Annotated in this window: 20 protein-coding genes; 15 read left to right on the top strand and 5 right to left on the bottom strand. The window is 69.3% G+C overall.

Annotation, left to right across the window (positions count from 1 at the left end; translation table 11 throughout):
* The first annotated feature begins 4 nt into the window (after positions 1-4).
* Genes HALNA_RS14705 through HALNA_RS14710 form a run of 3 tightly spaced genes read left to right on the top strand, consistent with a single transcriptional unit; the run spans position 5 to position 4,828 of the window.
* A complete protein-coding gene (locus tag HALNA_RS14705) occupies positions 5-1,606 on the top strand; it encodes an ABC transporter permease (protein ID WP_049937085.1) in 1,602 nt (533 codons plus the stop codon).
* Entirely contained in the window at positions 1,596-2,735 is a 1,140-nt protein-coding gene (locus HALNA_RS19460) for an ABC transporter ATP-binding protein (RefSeq protein WP_084510068.1), read from the top strand. Before HALNA_RS14705 ends, HALNA_RS19460 begins: the two co-directional genes overlap by 11 nt.
* Positions 2,735-4,828 (top strand): DUF7846 domain-containing protein, encoded by a 2,094-nt coding sequence (locus HALNA_RS14710; RefSeq protein WP_245576038.1) that lies wholly within the window; start codon positions 2,735-2,737, stop codon positions 4,826-4,828. Before HALNA_RS19460 ends, HALNA_RS14710 begins: the two co-directional genes overlap by 1 nt.
* Here HALNA_RS14710 and HALNA_RS14715 read toward each other — a convergent pair.
* A complete protein-coding gene (locus HALNA_RS14715) occupies positions 4,803-5,693 on the bottom strand; it encodes a Vms1/Ankzf1 family peptidyl-tRNA hydrolase (RefSeq protein ID WP_049937087.1) in 891 nt (296 codons plus the stop codon). The genes HALNA_RS14710 and HALNA_RS14715 overlap by 26 nt on opposite strands.
* 81 nt (positions 5,694-5,774) lie before the next feature.
* Between HALNA_RS14715 and HALNA_RS14720 the strand changes: the two genes are divergently transcribed.
* Positions 5,775-6,935, top strand: coding sequence for a lycopene cyclase domain-containing protein (locus HALNA_RS14720; protein WP_049937088.1), 1,161 nt, complete (start codon positions 5,775-5,777; stop codon positions 6,933-6,935).
* Positions 6,936-7,022: 87 nt separating this feature from the next.
* Here the strand turns inward: HALNA_RS14720 and ilvD are convergent, their stop codons facing one another.
* Together ilvD and HALNA_RS14730 are read right to left on the bottom strand one after the other, a co-directional pair.
* Entirely contained in the window at positions 7,023-8,765 is a 1,743-nt protein-coding gene (gene ilvD / locus HALNA_RS14725; RefSeq protein ID WP_049937089.1) for a dihydroxy-acid dehydratase, read from the bottom strand.
* Between the two features lie 145 nt (positions 8,766-8,910).
* Complete coding sequence (locus tag HALNA_RS14730) at positions 8,911-9,444, bottom strand: MogA/MoaB family molybdenum cofactor biosynthesis protein (RefSeq protein ID WP_049937090.1); 534 nt, start codon at positions 9,442-9,444, stop codon at positions 8,911-8,913.
* 225 nt (positions 9,445-9,669) lie between these two features.
* On the opposite strand from HALNA_RS14730, the gene HALNA_RS20675 reads away from it, so the two are divergent.
* The 10 genes from HALNA_RS20675 to HALNA_RS14775 all read left to right on the top strand — a co-directional run bounded on the left by HALNA_RS20675 (position 9,670) and on the right by HALNA_RS14775 (position 16,386).
* Positions 9,670-9,828 carry a hypothetical protein gene (locus HALNA_RS20675; RefSeq protein ID WP_169719049.1) on the top strand — a complete coding sequence of 53 codons (159 nt, stop codon included), beginning with the start codon at positions 9,670-9,672 and terminating at the stop codon, positions 9,826-9,828.
* Between the two features lie 87 nt (positions 9,829-9,915).
* The gene (locus HALNA_RS14735) at positions 9,916-10,956 is read left to right on the top strand and encodes a zinc-binding dehydrogenase (RefSeq protein WP_049937092.1); all 1,041 of its coding nucleotides are present in this window, start codon (positions 9,916-9,918) and stop codon (positions 10,954-10,956) included.
* Positions 10,946-11,236 (top strand): hypothetical protein, encoded by a 291-nt coding sequence (locus tag HALNA_RS14740; RefSeq protein WP_049937093.1) that lies wholly within the window; start codon positions 10,946-10,948, stop codon positions 11,234-11,236. The genes HALNA_RS14735 and HALNA_RS14740 overlap by 11 nt, the downstream gene beginning before the upstream one ends.
* A gap of 77 nt (positions 11,237-11,313) precedes the next feature.
* Positions 11,314-11,664 carry a DUF5802 family protein gene (locus HALNA_RS14745; protein ID WP_049937094.1) on the top strand — a complete coding sequence of 117 codons (351 nt, stop codon included), beginning with the start codon at positions 11,314-11,316 and terminating at the stop codon, positions 11,662-11,664.
* A gap of 194 nt (positions 11,665-11,858) precedes the next feature.
* Positions 11,859-13,076: a CaiB/BaiF CoA transferase family protein gene (locus tag HALNA_RS14750; RefSeq protein WP_049937095.1), complete on the top strand. Its 1,218-nt coding sequence runs from the start codon at positions 11,859-11,861 to the stop codon at positions 13,074-13,076.
* On the top strand, positions 13,076-14,173 hold the full coding sequence (locus HALNA_RS14755) for a LeuA family protein (protein ID WP_049937096.1): 1,098 nt from the start codon (positions 13,076-13,078) through the stop codon (positions 14,171-14,173). Before HALNA_RS14750 ends, HALNA_RS14755 begins: the two co-directional genes overlap by 1 nt.
* A gap of 66 nt (positions 14,174-14,239) precedes the next feature.
* Entirely contained in the window at positions 14,240-14,851 is a 612-nt protein-coding gene (locus HALNA_RS14760) for a translation initiation factor IF-2 subunit beta (RefSeq protein WP_049937097.1), read from the top strand.
* A gap of 38 nt (positions 14,852-14,889) precedes the next feature.
* Positions 14,890-15,609 (top strand): fumarylacetoacetate hydrolase family protein, encoded by a 720-nt coding sequence (locus HALNA_RS14765; RefSeq protein ID WP_049937098.1) that lies wholly within the window; start codon positions 14,890-14,892, stop codon positions 15,607-15,609.
* Between the two features lie 38 nt (positions 15,610-15,647).
* Positions 15,648-15,896, top strand: coding sequence for a DUF7385 family protein (locus tag HALNA_RS14770; protein ID WP_049938091.1), 249 nt, complete (start codon positions 15,648-15,650; stop codon positions 15,894-15,896).
* A gap of 55 nt (positions 15,897-15,951) precedes the next feature.
* Positions 15,952-16,386, top strand: coding sequence for a universal stress protein (locus HALNA_RS14775; protein ID WP_049937099.1), 435 nt, complete (start codon positions 15,952-15,954; stop codon positions 16,384-16,386).
* Here the strand turns inward: HALNA_RS14775 and msrB are convergent, their stop codons facing one another.
* Positions 16,387-16,836, bottom strand: a complete 450-nt coding sequence (gene msrB / locus HALNA_RS14780) for a peptide-methionine (R)-S-oxide reductase MsrB (RefSeq protein ID WP_049937100.1) — start codon at positions 16,834-16,836, stop codon at positions 16,387-16,389.
* Positions 16,837-16,878: 42 nt separating this feature from the next.
* Entirely contained in the window at positions 16,879-17,553 is a 675-nt protein-coding gene (locus HALNA_RS14785) for an HAD family hydrolase (RefSeq protein ID WP_049937102.1), read from the bottom strand.
* A 157-nt stretch (positions 17,554-17,710) separates the two neighbouring features.
* On the opposite strand from HALNA_RS14785, the gene HALNA_RS20920 reads away from it, so the two are divergent.
* A complete protein-coding gene (locus HALNA_RS20920; protein ID WP_049937103.1) occupies positions 17,711-18,286 on the top strand; it encodes a hypothetical protein in 576 nt (191 codons plus the stop codon).
* Positions 18,287-18,339 lie beyond the last annotated feature (53 nt).

Here is an 18,339-nt window from a genome sequence, read left to right on the forward strand (position 1 = left end):
CGCTATGGCCACGGACCACCCCACCATCGACGACGCGAGCGACGACCTGCCGCTACCGACGACGGTAGCGAGCGGGGCCGTCGCCGCCGCCGTCCTGTTGCCACTGGTGTGGCTGGTCCGAACCGCACTCGACGTGGGACTGGCGGAGGCTATCGACATCTCGACGCGCCCGTCGACGGTGCAGGTGTTGGTCAACAGCGCCGCGCTCGTCGTCGTCGTCACCGTCGCCTCGGTGCTCATCGGCGTCCCGCTTGCCTACCTGACGGTTCGGACGGACCTCCCCTTCCGCCGAGGGGTCACCGTCGCAGTCTCGCTTCCTCTCGTGATCCCGAGTTACATCGGCGCGTTCGCCTTCGTCTCGGCGTTCGGCCCGCAGGGCGCGTTCCAGCGGCTGCTCGCCCCCCTCGGCGTCGAGCGCCTCCCCGAAATCTACGGCTTCGTCGGCGCCTCGCTCGTTATCACGCTCTACACCTACCCCTACGTGTTCATCACGACCCGTGCGGCGCTGAAGTCACTCGATACGACGCTCATCGACGCCGCGCGGACGCTCGAACACAGCCAGTGGGAAGCGTTCCGTCGAGTGACCGTCCCGCAGATCAAACCGGCGGTCGGCGCCGGCTCCCTCCTCGTTGCCCTCTATGCCCTCTCCGACTTCGGGACGCCGGCGATCATGCAGTTCGACGCCTTTACGCGCGTCATCTACGTCGAGTTCACCACCTTCGGCCGCGACGTGGCCTCGCTGCTCTCGCTGCAACTCGTCGCGGTCACCCTGCTGATTCTCGGCCTGGAGTCACACATCCGGGGCAACGAACCGCTGTACGCCGGACGGCAGGGCGGCCGCACGAGCGGCACGGTCCGGCTCGGCAAGTGGAAGTACGTCGCGATGGCGGGGTGTCTCGCCATCTCCGGGCTGGCGCTTTTCGTCCCGCTCGGCATCCTGCTGACCTGGCTGGCACAGGGGGGCGCCGAAGTCGGGAACGCACTCGCCTTCCGGCCGTCGTACGCCCTCAACTCCGTCGGCGTCTCGGCGGGCGCGGCGCTGGTCGCCACCGTCGCCGGTCTGCCGGTGGCGTATCTCGCTGCGAAACACCGCTCGCGCCTGACCGAAGCCTTCGAGCGGGCGACGTACGTCGGCTACGCCGTCCCCGGCGTGGTGCTCGGCCTCGCCTTGGTGTATCTGGGCACGTCGTACGCCCAGCCCATCTACCAGACGCTCTACCTGCTGGTCGCGGCCTATGTCGTCCGCTTTCTCCCGCAGGCGGTTGGGTCGATGCGGGCGTCGTTCCTGCGGGTCAACCCCGCACTCCCCGAGGCGGCGCGGACGCTCGGGCGCTCCTCTTTCGGCGCCTTCCGCGCGGTGACGCTTCCGCTCATCGCGCCCGGCCTCCTCGGCGGCGCGGCGCTGGTCTTTCTCACCACGATGAAGGAACTCCCGGCGACACTCCTGCTCCGGCCGTCGGGGTTCAAGACACTCGTCACCCACATCTGGACGGCGACGGCGTCGGGCTACTACGGCCACGCGGCCGTCCCCGCGCTCATTCTCCTCGGCGTCTCGGCGCTCTCGATGCTGGTGATCCTCTCACAGGAGGGATACGATGTCAAATAGGACGATGCACGCGACGGACGTACGGACCGACGAACCGACCGCCGGCGACGCGCCGGTCCTCGAACTGGACGACGTCTCGAAGTCGTACGGCGTAGAACGGGTCATCGAGGACCTCTCACTCTCGATCCACGAGGGTGAAATCCTCACGCTCCTCGGCCCCTCGGGCTGTGGGAAGACGACGACGCTCCGTCTCATCGCCGGTCTCGAACGCCCGAACGGTGGCGAAGTCGCGCTGAACGGCACGCCAGTCTCCAGTTCCGACCGCTTCGTCGAACCCGAGGACCGCGGTATCGGCGTCGTCTTCCAGGAGTTCGCGCTCTTTCCCCACCTCACCGCCGCCGAGAACGTCGCCTTCGGACTGGAGGCCTGGGACGCCGACGCCCGCGAGCAACGGGTCGACGAACTCCTGGACCTCGTCGGACTCGAAGCGCAGGGCGACTCCTACCCGGACGAGCTCTCCGGCGGCCAGCAACAGCGGGTGGCACTCGCCCGGTCGCTCGCGCCCGAACCCGAGGTGCTTCTGCTCGATGAACCCTTCTCCAACCTCGACGTCGACCTCCGCGTGAAGATGCGCGAGGAGGTACGACGCATCCTCAAGGAGACGGGCGTGACCGCAATCTCCGTCACCCACGACCAGGAGGAGGCCATGTCCATCTCCGACCGCGTGGCCGTCATGAACGACGGCCGGATCGAGCAGGTAGGCGACCCCGAACAGGTGTTCCAGCAGCCCGAGTCCCGATTCGTCGCCGGCTTCCTCGGTCACGCCAGCTTCCTCCCCGGCTACGTCCACGGCGGCGAGGTGACGACCGGCCTCGGCCCGATCCCGCGCGATCAGATCAACGGGCTGGCGGGCACCTACGACCGCACCCGCATCGACGTGCTCGTCCGCCCGGACGACATCCGGGCCATCCCCGTCGACGGCGAGGCCGACGGGCAGGTGGTCTCCCGGCGCTATCTCGGCCCGACGATCCTCTACGAGGTTCGCCTCGACGACGACACCGCCGTCCAGTGTATGCACAACCACGACGAGTCCATCCCGCTCGACACCGAGGTCCGGATCGAACTCGACGCGGATCACGAACTCGCCTGGTTCCCGACCGACCAGCGGCCCCCCGACGCCGACGAATAGTGTCCGCGCGGCCCCGACGCGACCGTCTCGTCGCCGCGGCTCTCGCCGTCCTCGCCGGCCTCGTCGTCTACTGGCTCGCGGTCGACCTCTTTCCGTACCACTCCGTCAACGACGACGAGGGCGTCTACCTCACGCAGGCGGCCATGCTGCTAGAGGGTAAACTCTTCCTCGATCCCGGCGCGCTCGGACGCCTCGTTCGGCCGTGGTTTTTCGTCGCCGACGCCGCGGGCGGCGACCTCCGCTACTACTCGAAATACTCCCCCGTCGCCGCCGGCGTCTTCGCCGTCGGCAAACTGCTCGGCGACTGGAACGTCGCGCTCGGCCTCGTCGCCGCCGGCAACGCTGCTCTCGTCTACGCCCTCACCGCGGCCGCCTTCGACCGGCGGACCGGCCACCTCGCGGTCCCCCTCCTCGTCGGCGCGCCCCTCTTTCTCTTTACGTCCGCCGTCTTTCTCCCGTACGCCCCGACGACGCTCCTGAACCTCGCGTTCGCGGTCGCGTACGTGCGGACGATGCGTCGCGACTCGCCGCGCTGGGGACTCGTCGCCGGCGCCGCCGTCGGCCTCGCCTTCTTCGCCCGCCCCTACACCGCCGTCCTGTTCGCGGTGCCCTTTATCGCCCACGCCCTCGGCTCGCTGTGGTGGACGTACGGGACCGAGGACTTCCGCCCGACACTCACCCGCCTCCTAGCCGTCGCCGGCGTCGGCACTGCGGGCGTCGCCGTCACCCTCGCGTACAACCTCGTCATGACCGGCGACCCCCTCGTCTTCCCGTACAAGGCGTTCGGCCCGAACGACGGCATCGGCTTCGGCCGCCACGAGTTGCTGGGCTACGACCGGGTGTACACCCCGGCCCTCGCCGCGGAGACGACGGGCCGGCTACTGAGCCTCCTGACGACCGAGTGGACCGTCGCCGGCCCCGTCGGCACCCTCCTCGCCCTCGTCGGCCTCGCGGAGCTCCGGGCCGACCGAGACGCGCTCGCCGATCCGGCGCTCTCGGCGCCCGCGCTCCGGGTCGTCCTCGTCGGCCTCGTCCCCGCAGTCGTCCTCGGCAACGCCTACTTCTGGGGGACGCTCAACGGGCTAGAGAACGGCCTCATCGGCCTGCTCGGTCCGTACTACCACTTCGACCTGCTCCTCCCGCTCTCGGCGTTCGGCGCCGCGGGGGCGCTCGTCCTGTGGCGTCGCCTCCGGGACGCGACGGCCCCCCTCGACGCGCCGAGGCGGGGCGCCGTCCTCGCCGCGGCCCTCGTCGTCGCCGCTGGCGTCGGCGGCGTCGCAGGCGTCGCGGCGGTCGAGGACCCCTACGACGAGAACCGACTGCGCACGTCGAACCTCGCGAACACGTACGAACCCTTCGAGTCGTGGTCGCCCGAGAACGCCGTCGTGTTCGTCCCCGACCCCTACGGCGACTGGCTCCACCACCCGTTCCAGTATCTGCGCAACGACCCCGGATTCGACGGCGACGCCCTCTACGTCATCAACGACGGCGACGTGGAGCGGTTCGCCGCCCTCGACGCGGCCGGCGACCGCCGGCCCTACCGGTTCACGTATCGGGGCGAGTGGACGGGCGCGGTGACGCCCACGGAGCCGGCGCTGGTGCCGCTCGACGTGAAGGCGGGCGACCGCGTGGCGGCGACGACGACCCTCGGCGTCCCGGCCCGGGCCACTTACGCCCGCGCCCGAATCGTCACCGAGGCGGGGAGCGCGCGGGTGGAGATCGGACGGGTGGACGGGCCGGTCACCGTCGACTGGGGCGTCGACGCCACCGACGGCACCGCCACCGTCCGCGCCCCGAGCGGCACCGCGGCGGCGACGGCGCCACTCCCCGCCGGCGTTAGCGAGGTGACGCTTCTCGTCACCTTCGTCGAACCCCAAGGGACGACGGTCACGTACCGCCAGACCGCGAGCGTCGAGCGGACGGCCCGCGGCGTCCGCGTCATCTGGCCGCCCGAGATCAAAGTGTGCTCGCTCACTACCGACTGCGGGCGCGAGGGGGTGTACGTCGGTCCCGACGGCGACTACGTCTCCGGCGTCGCCGTCGAGACGAGCGCGCGAGCCGAAAACGTCACAGCAGCGTCAGCCGCGTGGTGAAAAACGAGTCCGCGGCGTCGCCGAGGGCGGCCGCGGGATCGCCGCTCGCGTCCACCGTCTCGACGGCGACGGCGTCGTGGTCGATATCGTCGAGGGCCGTCCGTTCGCCGAGGAGGACGAGTCGATCGGGGTCGCGCCGGTCCAGTGCGGCCCGACAGTCGTCGAGGTGGGTGGCGATCTGGTCGTTCCGTCGGCGCTCGAACCGCGACTGCGAGAACCCGCCCTTGGAGTGGGCCGATTTCACGTCCGTCTCGACGGTCTCCACGTCCGCCAACTCGCCGTCTTCGTAGACGCCGACGGCGAACAGATCCGACCGCACCAGCGCGACGGTGAGGCCGTCGGGCGGGTGAAACCAGTCGTCGTCGAGGCGGAAGCCGTCGTCCCACGCGACGAACGCCTCGGGGGCGAGCGGCGGGTCGAGGGCGACGCTCACGAGGCGAGCGTCGTCGACACAGACCAGACGGGGGGCCGCGCGGTCGACGAGGGGCGTGCGGTCGCCGAGGAGGTCACGGACCGCCGCCGGCACGTCGTCGTCCACGAACGCCGTCAGCGCCCCCTCCGGCCCGGCCTCGACGCTCCGGAGGCGGTCGAGGACGGCATCGAGGCGGTCGCCACGGAGCGACTCGACGCCGCGGGGGGCGAGGTCGGCCGCCGACTCGTCCTCACGCGCGGCGAGTTGGCCCTCCAGATCGGCGATGCGGTCTTCGAGGCGGTTGACCCGCTCTTCGGCCGTCTGGCGGGCGGTGGCGGCGTCGGCCCGACGCTCACTCTCGGCGTCGAGTCGGCGCTCCAGATGCCGTTTCTCCTCTTCGAGTTCCTCGATGCGCGTTTTCAGTTCGGCGCGCCCGAGCAACGAGTCGAGCATGGACGTACGAGCGAGCGCCGGCGTCTTCTACCCTGCGGCCGGCCGGCAGTATATGTGGGTGCGGCACGTACCCGGGAATCGATGGCTATCGCCCGGCACGGGACCGGTGCGCGCGCGACTCTCGGCGCCGTCGCCTCGCAGATCCATCCCGTCTTCATGACGCCGCCGCTGGCCGCCTCCGGTTTCGGCGCCGTCCTCGGCGGGCTTTACGATCCGGGGCTGGCCGTCTTCCACGTGGGCGTCGCGTTCTGTGCGCTCTACACCGCCCACGTCAAGGACGGCCTCGTCGACTTCCACCGCCGCGGCGAGGACGACGACCACCCGCTGACACGCCGGGGCTGTCACCTCGCGCTCGCCGGCTCGACGACGCTGTTTTTCCTCGGCACCGCCGCGCTGTGGCTCCTGGTCGATCCGGTCGCTGCCCTCCTGACCCTTCCCGGATGGCTGGTCGCCGTCCTCCACGCGCCACAGTTGGATACGAACCCGTTCGGCGCGACGCTCGGCTACCCCGTCGGCATCGGCTTCGCCCTCCTCGGCGGCCACTACGTCCAGACGCGGACGCTCTCCGTGGCCGCCCTCGCTTTCGCCGTCGTCTTCGTCGTCGTGCTGGCGGGGATCAAAATCGTCGACGACACCACCGACTACGACTACGACCGCTCGGTCGAGAAGCGAACCGTCGCCGTCGTCCTCGGACCGCCGGCGGCCCGCCGCCTCGCGACCGGCCTGATGGCGGCGGGCATGGTCGCCGTCGTTGCCCTGTCCGTTACCGCGGTCGTTCCCCGCGGATCGGCACTCGCCGTCGTCCCGTTTCTCGGCGTCGCCGTCGTCGCCCGCCGGGCCACCGCCGAACTCGCGACGATGCTGCTCGTCCGGGCCTCCTACCTCTTTTTTGCCCTCCTCGTCGTCGCCGTGTGGCTCCGCCCGCTCGCGGGCCTTACGCTCCCCGACATCACCGTCCTCGGCCCGTACACCTACCTCGCGACCGAACTGTTGTGGGGGACGATCGCCGTCGCGCTGGTGGTTCGGGCCGGCGCGGTGCGGGCCGCGGCGCGGACGGCGCTCGTCTGCTACCCCTTCGCCTACGTCTGGGACTGGTACACGCTCTCGATCGGCGTCTTCGCCATCCCCATGCGGACGGGGATCGACCTGCTGGGAATCCCGATCGAGGAACACCTGTTCATGCTGATCGTGCCGACGGTGGTCGTCGGCGTCCACGAGACGTTGCGCGAACTGGACGGGTAGGCCCGCCGCCTGCCGTCGGGGTCGCGACCGCTCGTCACAAAAGCCCGACGAAAACCACCTGCTGGCTCGCTCCGCTCGCCTGCCGTCTCACTCCCCCTTCGCGCCCGGATTCGTCACCGCGCCGTTGGCCGCGGAGTCGAACAGTTGTCCGTACTTCGCCAGCACGCCCGAGGTGTAGTTCGGTTCGGGGTCGTAGCCCTCCAGACGCTCCTCCAGTTCCTCGTCGGAGAGATCCACCGAGAGTTCGAGGTCGTCGATGTCGATGGTGATCTCGTCGCCGTCTTCGAGTGCGGCGATGGGCCCGCCGACGAACGCTTCCGGGGCGACGTGACCGATCGAGAAGCCACGGGTCGCGCCCGAGAACCGGCCGTCGGTAAAGAGCGACACGTCCTCGGCGTGGCCCTGACCGGCGACGGCGGAGGTGACGCCGAGCATCTCGCGCATCCCGGGGCCACCACGCGGGCCCTCGTTCCGGATGCAGATCACGTCGCCCGACTCCACGTGTCCCTCCTGAACGTACTCCATCGCGCTCTTTTCCTCCTCGAACACCCGGACTGGACCCTGGTGGTGGAGGTGGTCCTCGCCGGTGATCTTGATGACGGCGCCCTCGGGGGCGAGGTTGCCGGTGAGGATGCGGATAGCGCCGCGTTCGTGGATCGGATCGGCGACGGTGTGGAGGAAGTCGGCGTCCAGTTCGTCGACTGCGGGCGGGTCGTAACGCTCGATGGCCTCGGCCATCGTCTCGCCCGTCACCGTCAGTGCGTCGCCGTGGAGCAGGTCCGCATCGAGGAGTTCACGCAGGACGACGGGCACACCCCCCACCTCGTGGAGGTCGTTCATCACCCGCTCGCCGCCGGGCTGGAGGTTGGCTATCTTCGGCGTCCGGGCGCTGATGCGGTTGAAGTCCTCGATGTCGAGGTCGACGCCGGCCTCCGCGGCCATCGCGAGGAGGTGGAGGACGGCGTTGGTCGAGCCCCCGACCGCCACCTGCAGGGCGATGGCGTTCTCGAACGATTCCTGCGAGAGGAAATCGGAGGGCGTCCGCTCCGCCTCGACCACGTCGAGCACCAGTTCGCCGGATTCGCGGGCCACCTCGTAGCGAGCCTCGTCCTCCGCGGGCGGCGAGGCGGAGCCGAGCGGCGCGAAGCCGATAGCCTCGCTGATCGAGGCCATCGTGTTGGCGGTGAACATCCCGCCACAGGAGCCCGCACCGGGGCACGCGTGGCGTTCGAGGTCGTCGAGTTCGTCGTCGGTCATGTCGCCGGACGCGACGGCGCCGACGCCCTCGAAGACGTTCTGGATGGTCACCTCGCGGCCGTCGTGCTCGCCGGGCATGATCGACCCGCCGTAGAGGAAGACGGAGGGGAGGTCGGTCCGGATGGCCGCCATCATCATCCCCGGCATGTTCTTGTCACAGCCGCCGATAGTGACGAGGGCGTCCATGCGCTCCCCGAAGGCGACGAGTTCGACGGAGTCGGCGATCACCTCCCGCGAGATGAGCGAGGACTTCATCCCTTCGGTCCCCATCGAGATGGCGTCCGAGATGGTGATGGTGCCGAACTCGATGGGCATACCGCCCGCGCCGTCGATGCCGTCGAGGGCCGACTCGGCCACCTCGTCGAGGTGGACGTTACACGGCGTGATGTCAGCCGCGGGGTTGGCGACGCCGACCATCGGCGATTCGAGGTCGTCGTCGGTAAAGCCCATGGCACGGAACATCGACCGATGGGGGGCACGATCACGACCCGCGGTCACCTCGTTGCTCCGGAGGTTCGGATCCTTGCTCCCGGCGTAGGGCTCCTCGTCGGTTGGCTCCTGCTGCTGGCTCATGTGGGACCCCTACTCACTCGGGGCGTTAAAACCCTGCCGACCGGCTTCGCGCGGTTTGCCGTAGTCGGAACCGATGGCCGCCGAACGGGGATGGCGACGCCGGTGAACGGCTGCGATAACCGCTATCGGTCCCCGAAACGGGTGGCTAGTCGTCCCGCGTCGCCAGTCCCGACAGATGCCCCGCCTCGGGGACGATCACTTCTTCGGCGCCGAGCGTCGCCGCGTTCTCGCTCCCCGGCAGGCAGAAGACGGGCGCCCCCTCGACGACGCCGGCGATAGCTCGCGTGCCGACGATCCGCGTCCCAATCTCGTCGTACGAGAGCCGGCGGAACAGTTCGCCGAAGCCGGGCAACGTCTTCTCGAACAGCGGTTCGGCCGCCTCGACGGTCACGTCGTCCGGCGTCACGCCCGTCCCGCCGGTGCTCACGACGGCGTCTACGTCGCCACGGCGCGCGACGTTCCGGAGCGTCGCCTGCACGCGGTCGTAGTCGTCGGGGACGAGTTCCCGCGTCACCACCTCGTGACCCTCGGCCTCGAACGCCGCGGCGATGGCGTCGCCCGCGGGGTCGTCGTCGAGCGTCCGCGAGGACGAGACGGTGACGATGCCGGCGCCGAGGGTCTCGACATCGTGGTGATGGTGGTCGTGGTCGTGTCCATCGTCGTGACCGTGATCGCTCATACGCCACGATTCGGCCGCCGTCCACTAATACTGTCGGCTGTAGCCGTGTGCGCCACGTCGGCGCCTCAGGACCGACGGCCGTGGGCCGCGTCGCGACCGCCGGACGAGAAAACCGTCGATACTGATCATTGTAAGTCAGTACCGGTGGTTCGCCAGAACGGGTCGGCGAACCACCGGCAAACAGTTACAATAAACACTATGACACGTCGCGCCGTACCCACGGGTATGGTCGACGGAGCCACGACCGGGAGCCGCATCGTCTGTCTGAACTGCGGGTTCGAGACGCCGACGGGAAGCGACGCGTGGGAAACGGCCGACCACCCGTCGCTCGGCACCCTCACGCAGTGTCCCGAATGTGGAAGCACGAACGCGACGAGCAGGTAGTCGACTCGACCCGAATCGGTGTCGCTTCCTACGGGTTCCGAACCCACGAACCACACCGTTTTGTCCGTCGGCGCGGTTAGCGAGGGTATGAAAGCGGTTCAGATCACGGCACACGGGGGTCCGGAGGTAATCGAGTACGGCGACGCGCCGGCGCCCGAGGTGGGGAACGAGGACGTGCGCGTCGACGTGAAGGCGGCGGCGCTCAACCACCTCGACGTCTGGACGCGCCGGGGGTTGCCGGGGATCGACCTCGACCTGCCACACACGCCGGGGAGCGACGCGGCGGGCGTCGTCCGCGAGGTTGGGGCGGACGTAACCCGGTTCGAACCGGGCGATCACGTCGCCGTCACCGCCGGCGTCTCGTGTGGCGACTGCGAGTTTTGCCGCCACGGCGAGCCGTCGATGTGCGTCTCCTATCACATCCTGGGCGAACACGTCCCCGGCGTCCACGCCGAGGAGTTCGCAGTCCCGGAGGCGAACCTCGTCCCGGTGCCCGACGACGTGCCCTGGCCCGTCGCGGGGTCGGCGTCGCTCGTCTTCGGCACCGCGTGGCGGATGCTCGTCGACCGTGCCGACCTCGGCCCGGGCGAGTCGGTACTCGTCCTCGGCGCCTCGGGCGGCGTCGGCCACGCCGCCGTCCAGATTGCCGACTACCTCGGCGCGGAGGTGTTCGCCACCGCGAGCACGGACGCGAAACTCGACTACGCCGTCGACTGCGGCGCGGATCACGCTATCGACTACGAGACCACCGATTTCGCGGGCGAGATCCGCTCGTTGACCGACGGCCGCGGGGTCGACGTGGTGGTCGATCACGTCGGCGCGGAGACGTGGGGCGACTCGCTCGCGAGCCTCGCGAAGGGCGGTCGCCTCGTCACTTGCGGCGCCACGACCGGCCCGAACCCGGAGACCGACATCAACCGCATCTTCTGGAACCAGCTATCGGTGATCGGGTCGACGATGGCGACGCCCGGCCAGTTCGACGACGTGCTCGAACTCGTCTGGGACGGTACGTTCGAGCCCCGGATTCGGGAGACGCTGCCGATGAGCGAGACGGCCCGCGCACACGAACTCCTCGAGAACCGCGAGGGGTTCGGGAAAGTCGTCGTCGTCCCCGACAGTGAGCAGTGACGGGGCGGCCAACGGCGACGACACGGTGACGGTCACCACCGGCGAGGCGCCGACCGACGCCGCGGCCGACGACGAGGAGGAGGGACTCGGGCGGGTCGGCTGGGTGCTGGTCGCCGCCGTCGTCGTCGCGGTGCTCGTCGTGCCCGGCATGGTCTATCTCTGGCCCGCCGGCGGGGCCGTCTTCGGCGCCACCTACCGCTCGGCGATGCTCGTCCTCCCGATGATTCCGGCCGTCATCCTCGGCCTGATCGCCGTCTGGTCGATGCGCGACCGGCGCTGAGCCGCCGGATTGCGGTTCTATATAAATTTCCCCGACAAGATTTATACCGTGTGGTGTGGTACCGTATACCGAATCGCATGTTCGAAGAGTTCTCCTCGGGCTACTACCTCGGGCGACTGTACGTCGAACCCCACGGCGGTGAGCACGCCGTCATCCACCGGACGGACCACGAGCGGATGAACCGGCGGCTCTACACCGACGGCGAGGGCGTCGAGCGCCTGGACGCGCCCCTCGTGATGAAACTCGACGGCCGGCACTTCCCGGTCCTCGGGCAGGAGGGCGTCCCGTCGGGCACACTCGGCCTCCCACCGGACGTCACCGAATCCGACATTCCGGACCGACGCGAGGTGTTTCTCGCCAAACCCGACCGCGCCGCGGAACTCCTCCGCTACGCCGGCTACACCGACACGCAACGCGAAGCCCTCTGATACGGTTTAGTGTAAGTCATTACCGGTGGGTCGCCAGGACTGGTCGGCGACCCACCGGTAAACAGTTACACTAATCCGTATGAGACGCGGTATCGTACGTTAGTGCCCGTGGGACGGTCGGCGACCCGCCGGAACGACGATCCGTCCGACCCCGTCCCGACAGCTTATCGGACCGCCTCCCGTAGCGGTCGTTCATGACCGCACGCGAACGGCAGGGACCGCTCGACGGTCTGCGCGTCGTCGACTGCTCCGGCATGATCGCCGGGGGGTTCGCCACGACGCAGTTGGCCGACTTCGGCGCCGACGTGATCAAGGTCGAACACCCCACGGGCACCGATCCGCTCCGCGAGTGGCCGCCGTACGACGGGGGCGTCTCGCTCTGGTGGAAATCCATCGCCCGCAACAAACGCTGCGTGACGCTCGATCTGAGCACGCCGGAAGGGAGCGCGCTCCTCCTCGATCTGATCGCCGACGCCGACGTGCTCTTCGAGAACTTCCGCCCGGGGACGATGGAGAAGTGGGGGCTCGGCCCGGGGCGTCTCCACGAGGAGAACCCGGGACTGATCGTCGTCCGGCAGTCGGGGTACGGCCAGACGGGGCCACGCTCGGCGAAGCCGGGCTTTGGCACCGTCGCGGAGGGGATCAGCAACTGGGCCCACGTCAACGGCTTCCCCGACAGCAAACCCCTCCTGCCACCCATTAGCCTCGGCGACCTCACGGCCGCCACCTTCGCCGTCCAGGGCGTCATGTTCGCGCTCTTCGAGCGTGACGTGGGGCGGACAGGCGGCAGCGGCGAGGGACAGGTGATCGACATGAGCCTCTACGAGCCCCTGTTTCGGCTCTTCGTCTCGGAAGTCGAGGCGTACGACCGTCTCGGTGAGGTGCGCGAGCGCATCGGCAACCACCACGAGAGCGCGGCGCCGCGGAACGTCTACGAGACGGCGGACGGCTACATGACGCTCTCGGCCTCGGCACAGTCCATCTTCGAGAACGTGGCCGAGGCCATCGACCGACCGGACATCGTCGACGACCCCCGTTTCGCCACCAACGAGGCCCGCGTCGACCACGCGGACGAACTCGACGAGATAATCGAGGCGTGGACGCGGGAGCGCTCGACCGACGAGGCCATCGCGGGGATGGAGGCCGCCGACGCCATCGTGGGTCCCGTCTACGACATGGCCGACATCTTCGAGGACGAGCAGTACGCGGCGCGAGACGACATCGTGGAGATGGAAGACGACGACCTAGGCTCGCTGAAGACGGCGGCGCCGGTTCCCCGCCTCACGCGCACGCCGGGTGCCGTTTCCCACGCCGGCCCCGGACACGGCGAGCACAACGACGAGGTGTTCCTGTCCGAACTCGGCCTCGACGAGTCGGCGTACGACCGCCTCCGCGAGGAGGGCGTGATCTGATGGCCGCCCTCCGCGACGTGACGATCCGTGAGGGCACGCAGATGCCCGGACGGGAGTACGGCGTCGAGGCCCGGGTGGCGGCCGCGCGGGCGCTCGACCGCCTCGGTCTCGATGCGGTGCAGGTCGGCTTCCCCGTCGTCGGCGAGACGGACCGCGAGGCGATCCGCCGGGTAGCGGGCGACGACGGCGTCGACGCCGACATCGTCGGCATCGCCCGGGCCCGCACCGGAGACGTGGAGGCCGCCCTCGACGCCGAGGCGGACGTAATCGAGGTGTTCGTCCCCACTTCGGAGCGCCAACTCGAGAACGTCCTGGGGACGTCGAGGGAGGAGGCCATGGAGATGGCGGCGGCGGCGCTGGACCGCGCCCGCGAGGGCGGCGCGGGCGTCCACCTCACGCTCGTCGACGGCTTCCGGACCGACCCCACCCACCTCGTCGACGCATTCGAGCGCTTCCCGTCGGTGCCGACGATCACCGTCGCGGACACGGTGGGCGCACGGATTCCGGACCGCGTGCGGACGGTCGTCGCCGACCTCCGCGACCGCGGCGTCGACGGCGACCGACTGGGCGTTCACTTCCACGACGACGTTGGCGTCGCCGTCGCGAACACGCTCGCGGCGGTGGGTGCCGGCGCGACGACTGCGGACGTGAGCGTCGCGTCGCTCGGCGAACGCGCGGGCAACGCGGCGCTCGAACGGGTCGTGGTGGGGGACCGAATCGACGGTCCGGGAGCTTTCGACCTCGACGAGACGGAACTCGTCCCCGTCTGCGAGGCGGTTCTCGACGCCCTCGACGAGTCGGTCGACCCCCGGACGCCGATCCTCGGGAGGGACGTGACGACCCACGAATCGGGCATCCACACCGCCGCGATGCTCCGCGATCCGGCGACGTTCGAGCCGTTCGACCCCGCCGAGTTCGGCGGGAAGCGCCGTCTCGTCTTCGGTCCCGGAAGCGGCCGGGGGAGCGCCCACGGCTTGCTAGAGCGAGCGGGGATCGAGCCGACCGACGAGCGGATCGCACGCCTCCTCGACCTCCTGTCCGAACGGGGACCGATGGATGCCGCGGCGGCGAGTGAGCTGGTCGAGGGGACGTTCTGACCGCCGGTCGTGACGTGCCAGCGCGACTCACGGAACCGATTTACGACGTGACACCGTCGCGAAAGTATGAACTACGATTCTGCGCTCGACCGTGCCTACGACACGCTCCCGGAGCGAACGCGCGAGGCGGGTGACCGTCTGCAGGTCCCCGACCCCGAGGGCGAGTCCGACGGCGCCTTCACGCGGCTGACGAACCTCGGCGACATCGCCGACGCCCTCGGGCGCAAGCCCGAGCATCTCCACCGATCGATCCAGCGCGAACTCGGGACGAACGGCCAGTTCGACGGCGACCGGGCGCGGTACAACGGCTCCTTCACCGTCGCCGACTTCGACGCCGCCATCGACGCCTACGTCACCGAGTTCGTCACCTGTTCGGAGTGTGGCCTGCCCGACACCAACCTCGTCCGCGAGGACGGCGTCGACATGCTCCGCTGTACGGCGTGTGGGGCGTTCCGACCCGTCGAGAAGCGGCCGAAACAGACCTCGTCCGCGGGCACCCCGACACTGGAGGAGGGCAAGACCTACCAGCTACAGATCACGGGCACCGGTCGCAAGGGCGACGGCGTCGCCGAACGCGGCAAGTACACCATCTTCGTCCCCGGCGCCCAGGAAGGGCAGGTCGTCGAGGCGTACATCGACAACATCAGCGGGACGCTCGCGTTCGCACAGCTCGCCTAAAGCGAAACCGATAGCCCGGCGGCGGGCGTCGTCGGCCCATGCGACTGGCACGCATCTGTACGGCGAAGGGGATTTTCACCGGCGAGTACGAGGACGGCGTCGTCACGACCGAGGGCGACGGCGCGACGTACGTCGTCGGCGAGGACGCCGAACTGATGGCGCCCTGCGATCCCGCCGCCATCTTCTGTACCGGCCGTAACTTCGGCGCCAAGATCGAACAGATGGGCGAGGGCGACCGGCCGGATCGACCGGACTGGTTCGTCAAGCCACCGCACGCTCTCCACCCGCCCGACGCCGCCGTCGAGTACCCCGAGTGGGTGGCGTCGTTCACCTACGCCGGCGAACTCGCCGCGGTGATCGACGACCGCTGTCACGACTTCGGCGTCGACGAGGCCGACGACCACATCCGCGGCTACACCATCCTCAACGACCTCGACGCCTACGAGCAGGACCGCCGGACTGCGCGGAAGGCGTTCGACGGATCGGCGCCGCTCGGGCCGTGGATCGAGACCGACGTCGACCTCGACGGGATGGCGATGGAGACGGTCATCTCCGGCGAGCAGCGGCAGTCGGCGACGACCGACGAGATGATCTTCCAGCCCGGGGAGGTCGTCGCCTTCCTCTCGGAGCGCTACACCTTCCGCCCCGGCGACGTGATCTCGTTCGGTAGCCCGGCCAACCCCGGCCTGTTGGAACCCGGCGACACGGTCGAGATCACCTACGAGGGCGTCGGCACGCTCCGAAACGAGATCGTATGAGCCACAACGCCTAATCCCGGCGCGTGCGCGTCACCGGTATGGCCGACCGTCTCGACCTCTCGGACGGGTTCGACGTCCACGACTACCGTTCGGGGCTGAAACTCCACACCCAGGACGGCTCGTCGATGTATCTGGAGAACCGACAGGGGTACGAATGTCCGGCCTGTGGGCGCCCGTTCGAGCGCCTGTTCGTCTCGGACGACGACCAGGTGACGTTCGGCAATCCGCCGGATGCGCCGTTCTGTCTCGCGCGGACGCCCGACCGGTTACTGCTGTTGACACATTGAGCCACGGCGGAACCGAAAAGGGTGAGAGCCCACGCGCCGAACCGACGAGCACACGATGTACGAGGACATCCTGCTCCCGACGGACGGGAGCGAGTCGATGGACGCGGTGATCGAACACGCGGCCGACATCGCCGCGCGCCGCGACGCCACGGTCCACGCCCTGTACGTGATCGACGACCGCTCCTTTCTGACGCTGCAAGACGACATGAAGGGGGACGTGGTCGACGGCCTCCGGACCGAAGGGGAGACGGCGACCACGGCGGTCGCGAGCCAACTCGAAGCCGACGGCGTCACCGTGCGGACCGCGATCCGCAAGGGTAACCCGGCCGACGAGGTGCTCGCGTACGCCGACGAGAACGGGATCGACCTCGTCGTCATGGGAACCCACGGTGCCGACTACGAGCGGAACATGCTCGGCAGCGTCTCCCAGAAGGTCGTGACGATGTCGGCGGCACCGGTGCTGACGGTCAACATCGGCGGGCAGGAGTAGTCACTCGGGGTCGAAGTCGAGGGCGACGGAGTTGATGCAGTAGCGCTTGCCCGTCGGGTCGGGACCGTCCTCGAAGACGTGTCCGAGGTGGCCGCCACACGTCGCACACAGCACCTCCGTCCGGGTCATGCCGTGGCGGGTGTCGGTTTCGAGTTCGACCGCGCCGTCGACGGCGTCACCGGACCCCGTCCGGTTGCTCGTCGGACTGCGTCCGACGGCGTCGTAGAAACTCGGCCACCCGCTTCCGGAGTCGAACTTGGTGTCCGAATCGAAGAGTTCGGCGCCACAGCCGGCGCAGGTGTACGTGCCGTTCCCCTTCCGGTCGAGGAAGTCGCCGCTGAACTTGGGTTCGGTGCCGCGTTCCCGCAGGATGCGATACTCCTCTTCGGTGAGTCGGTCGCGCCACTCGTCGTCGGACAGGTCGGCGAGTGAGCGGTCGTGTTCGCTCATACCCGGTGTAGGGGCCGGAGACTCATAGCCTCGGCGCCCGGGTCACCGCCCGCGGACCGGAACGCCGTCGATACCGAGCAAGTCGGACAGCCCGTCCAGTTCGTAGGTCGGATCGACCGACAACTCGTCCGTTTCGCGGTGGGGCCGCCGGACGAACGCGGCGTCGAGGCCGGCGTTTTGCGCCGCCAGTACGTCCGATTCGCTGTCGCCGACGAACAACGCACGGTCGACCGCCAGATCCGACAGCGCGCGGTGGAGGTAGTAGGGATCGGGTTTCTTCCGTGCCAAACTCCGGATCGTGGGGTCGCGGCCGTAGGCGGTCGCGAAGAGATCGCGGGTGGCGAAGAAGTCGTGCATGAACTCGACGGTGTCCTGCTGGTTCGAACTGACGATACCGCGGGGAGCGTCGATCTCGCGGACGGCGTCGAAATCGTCGTAGAGGGCGGCCCGGCCGGCCCGGAGTTCGACCCGCTGGGCGTGCGAGGAGTGGTAGTCGCGGGCGCGCCAGAACCGGGCCGGATCGAGATCGTAGGCCGCACAGACATCGGCGAGTACGTCGGGCGTGACGCCGAGGGAGAGCCGGTCGATATCGTCGGGGTCGGGGTCGGGGACGCCGAGGGCGTCGAACGCCTCCCACGTCGCGCGGCGGAGCACCGATCGTTCGATCGGTTCGACCAGGACGCCGTCGTTGTCGAACAGAACCGCCTCGTAGCTCATACCCGAGGTACGCCCGTAGAGACGAAAAGGGTTTCATGCGGATCGCCGTCCCGGATTGCCGGCCGCGGTGGGGAAAGAGCGAGCGTGGTCGCCGCCGGTCTCGGCGCTGAGAATCGAAGGGCGAGCTTTAATCCCCTCGACCGCTACGTCCGCGTCGATGGGCGACGACCGTGTCGAACGACGGACGATCCTCGGCGCCGGTGCCGGCCTGCTCGCGTCGCTGAGCGGCTGTAGCGGCCTGTTCATCGAACCCGAAGCGACGGGGACGCCGGGCGGGGACGCGCCGACGGCGACGACGACGGCCACACCGACGGCGACGGCCACGCCCGAACCGACCCCGGAACCGACGCCGACGCCGGCCCCGCTCCCGAGCGAGGACATCGAGATTCGGAACCGCCGGCTCGCCGTCCGGCGGAGCCAGTTCGAGAAGTTCGCCTTCGTCACGTATCGGTTCGACATCGAGAACGTGGGGACGCGGACGATCAGGGACGCCGAGTTCCGGGTCCGGGTCCGGTACGAACACGAGGAGTTCTCGCGGCTCGCCGCCACCGACTACCCCCGGTTCCGGTTCGACGACGACGCCGACGACGACGAGGACGGCCTCACTCCCGACGAGACGGCGGGCGTGAGCGGGCGGGTTCGTTTCGAGCGCGACGGACGGGCACAGGAGTCCACCGCCGGCGAACGGTTCGACCTCGAACTCGCGGTACGCCGAATACGGTACGTCCGATAGCGATCATTGTAAGTCAGTACCGGTGGTTCTCCGACCCGTTCTGGCGAACCGCG

It is taken from the genome of Haloplanus natans DSM 17983 (assembly GCF_000427685.1).
Classification (GTDB): domain Archaea; phylum Halobacteriota; class Halobacteria; order Halobacteriales; family Haloferacaceae; genus Haloplanus; species Haloplanus natans.

What these genes read in the sequence shown, in the direction of transcription:
- HALNA_RS14705 (WP_049937085.1), top strand. Translation starts at nt 5, where the DNA reads ATGGCCACGGACCACCCCACCATCGACGACGCGAGCGACGACCTGCCG.
- HALNA_RS19460 (WP_084510068.1), top strand. Translation starts at nt 1,596, where the DNA reads ATGTCAAATAGGACGATGCACGCGACGGACGTACGGACCGACGAACCG.
- HALNA_RS14715 (WP_049937087.1), bottom strand. Translation starts at nt 5,693, where the DNA reads ATGCTCGACTCGTTGCTCGGGCGCGCCGAACTGAAAACGCGCATCGAG.
- HALNA_RS14720 (WP_049937088.1), top strand. Translation starts at nt 5,775, where the DNA reads ATGGCTATCGCCCGGCACGGGACCGGTGCGCGCGCGACTCTCGGCGCC.
- ilvD (WP_049937089.1), bottom strand. Translation starts at nt 8,765, where the DNA reads ATGAGCCAGCAGCAGGAGCCAACCGACGAGGAGCCCTACGCCGGGAGC.
- HALNA_RS14730 (WP_049937090.1), bottom strand. Translation starts at nt 9,444, where the DNA reads ATGAGCGATCACGGTCACGACGATGGACACGACCACGACCACCATCAC.
- HALNA_RS20675 (WP_169719049.1), top strand. Translation starts at nt 9,670, where the DNA reads ATGGTCGACGGAGCCACGACCGGGAGCCGCATCGTCTGTCTGAACTGC.
- HALNA_RS14735 (WP_049937092.1), top strand. Translation starts at nt 9,916, where the DNA reads ATGAAAGCGGTTCAGATCACGGCACACGGGGGTCCGGAGGTAATCGAG.
- HALNA_RS14745 (WP_049937094.1), top strand. Translation starts at nt 11,314, where the DNA reads ATGTTCGAAGAGTTCTCCTCGGGCTACTACCTCGGGCGACTGTACGTC.
- HALNA_RS14750 (WP_049937095.1), top strand. Translation starts at nt 11,859, where the DNA reads ATGACCGCACGCGAACGGCAGGGACCGCTCGACGGTCTGCGCGTCGTC.
- HALNA_RS14755 (WP_049937096.1), top strand. Translation starts at nt 13,076, where the DNA reads ATGGCCGCCCTCCGCGACGTGACGATCCGTGAGGGCACGCAGATGCCC.
- HALNA_RS14760 (WP_049937097.1), top strand. Translation starts at nt 14,240, where the DNA reads ATGAACTACGATTCTGCGCTCGACCGTGCCTACGACACGCTCCCGGAG.
- HALNA_RS14765 (WP_049937098.1), top strand. Translation starts at nt 14,890, where the DNA reads ATGCGACTGGCACGCATCTGTACGGCGAAGGGGATTTTCACCGGCGAG.
- HALNA_RS14770 (WP_049938091.1), top strand. Translation starts at nt 15,648, where the DNA reads ATGGCCGACCGTCTCGACCTCTCGGACGGGTTCGACGTCCACGACTAC.
- HALNA_RS14775 (WP_049937099.1), top strand. Translation starts at nt 15,952, where the DNA reads ATGTACGAGGACATCCTGCTCCCGACGGACGGGAGCGAGTCGATGGAC.
- msrB (WP_049937100.1), bottom strand. Translation starts at nt 16,836, where the DNA reads ATGAGCGAACACGACCGCTCACTCGCCGACCTGTCCGACGACGAGTGG.
- HALNA_RS14785 (WP_049937102.1), bottom strand. Translation starts at nt 17,553, where the DNA reads ATGAGCTACGAGGCGGTTCTGTTCGACAACGACGGCGTCCTGGTCGAA.
- HALNA_RS20920 (WP_049937103.1), top strand. Translation starts at nt 17,711, where the DNA reads ATGGGCGACGACCGTGTCGAACGACGGACGATCCTCGGCGCCGGTGCC.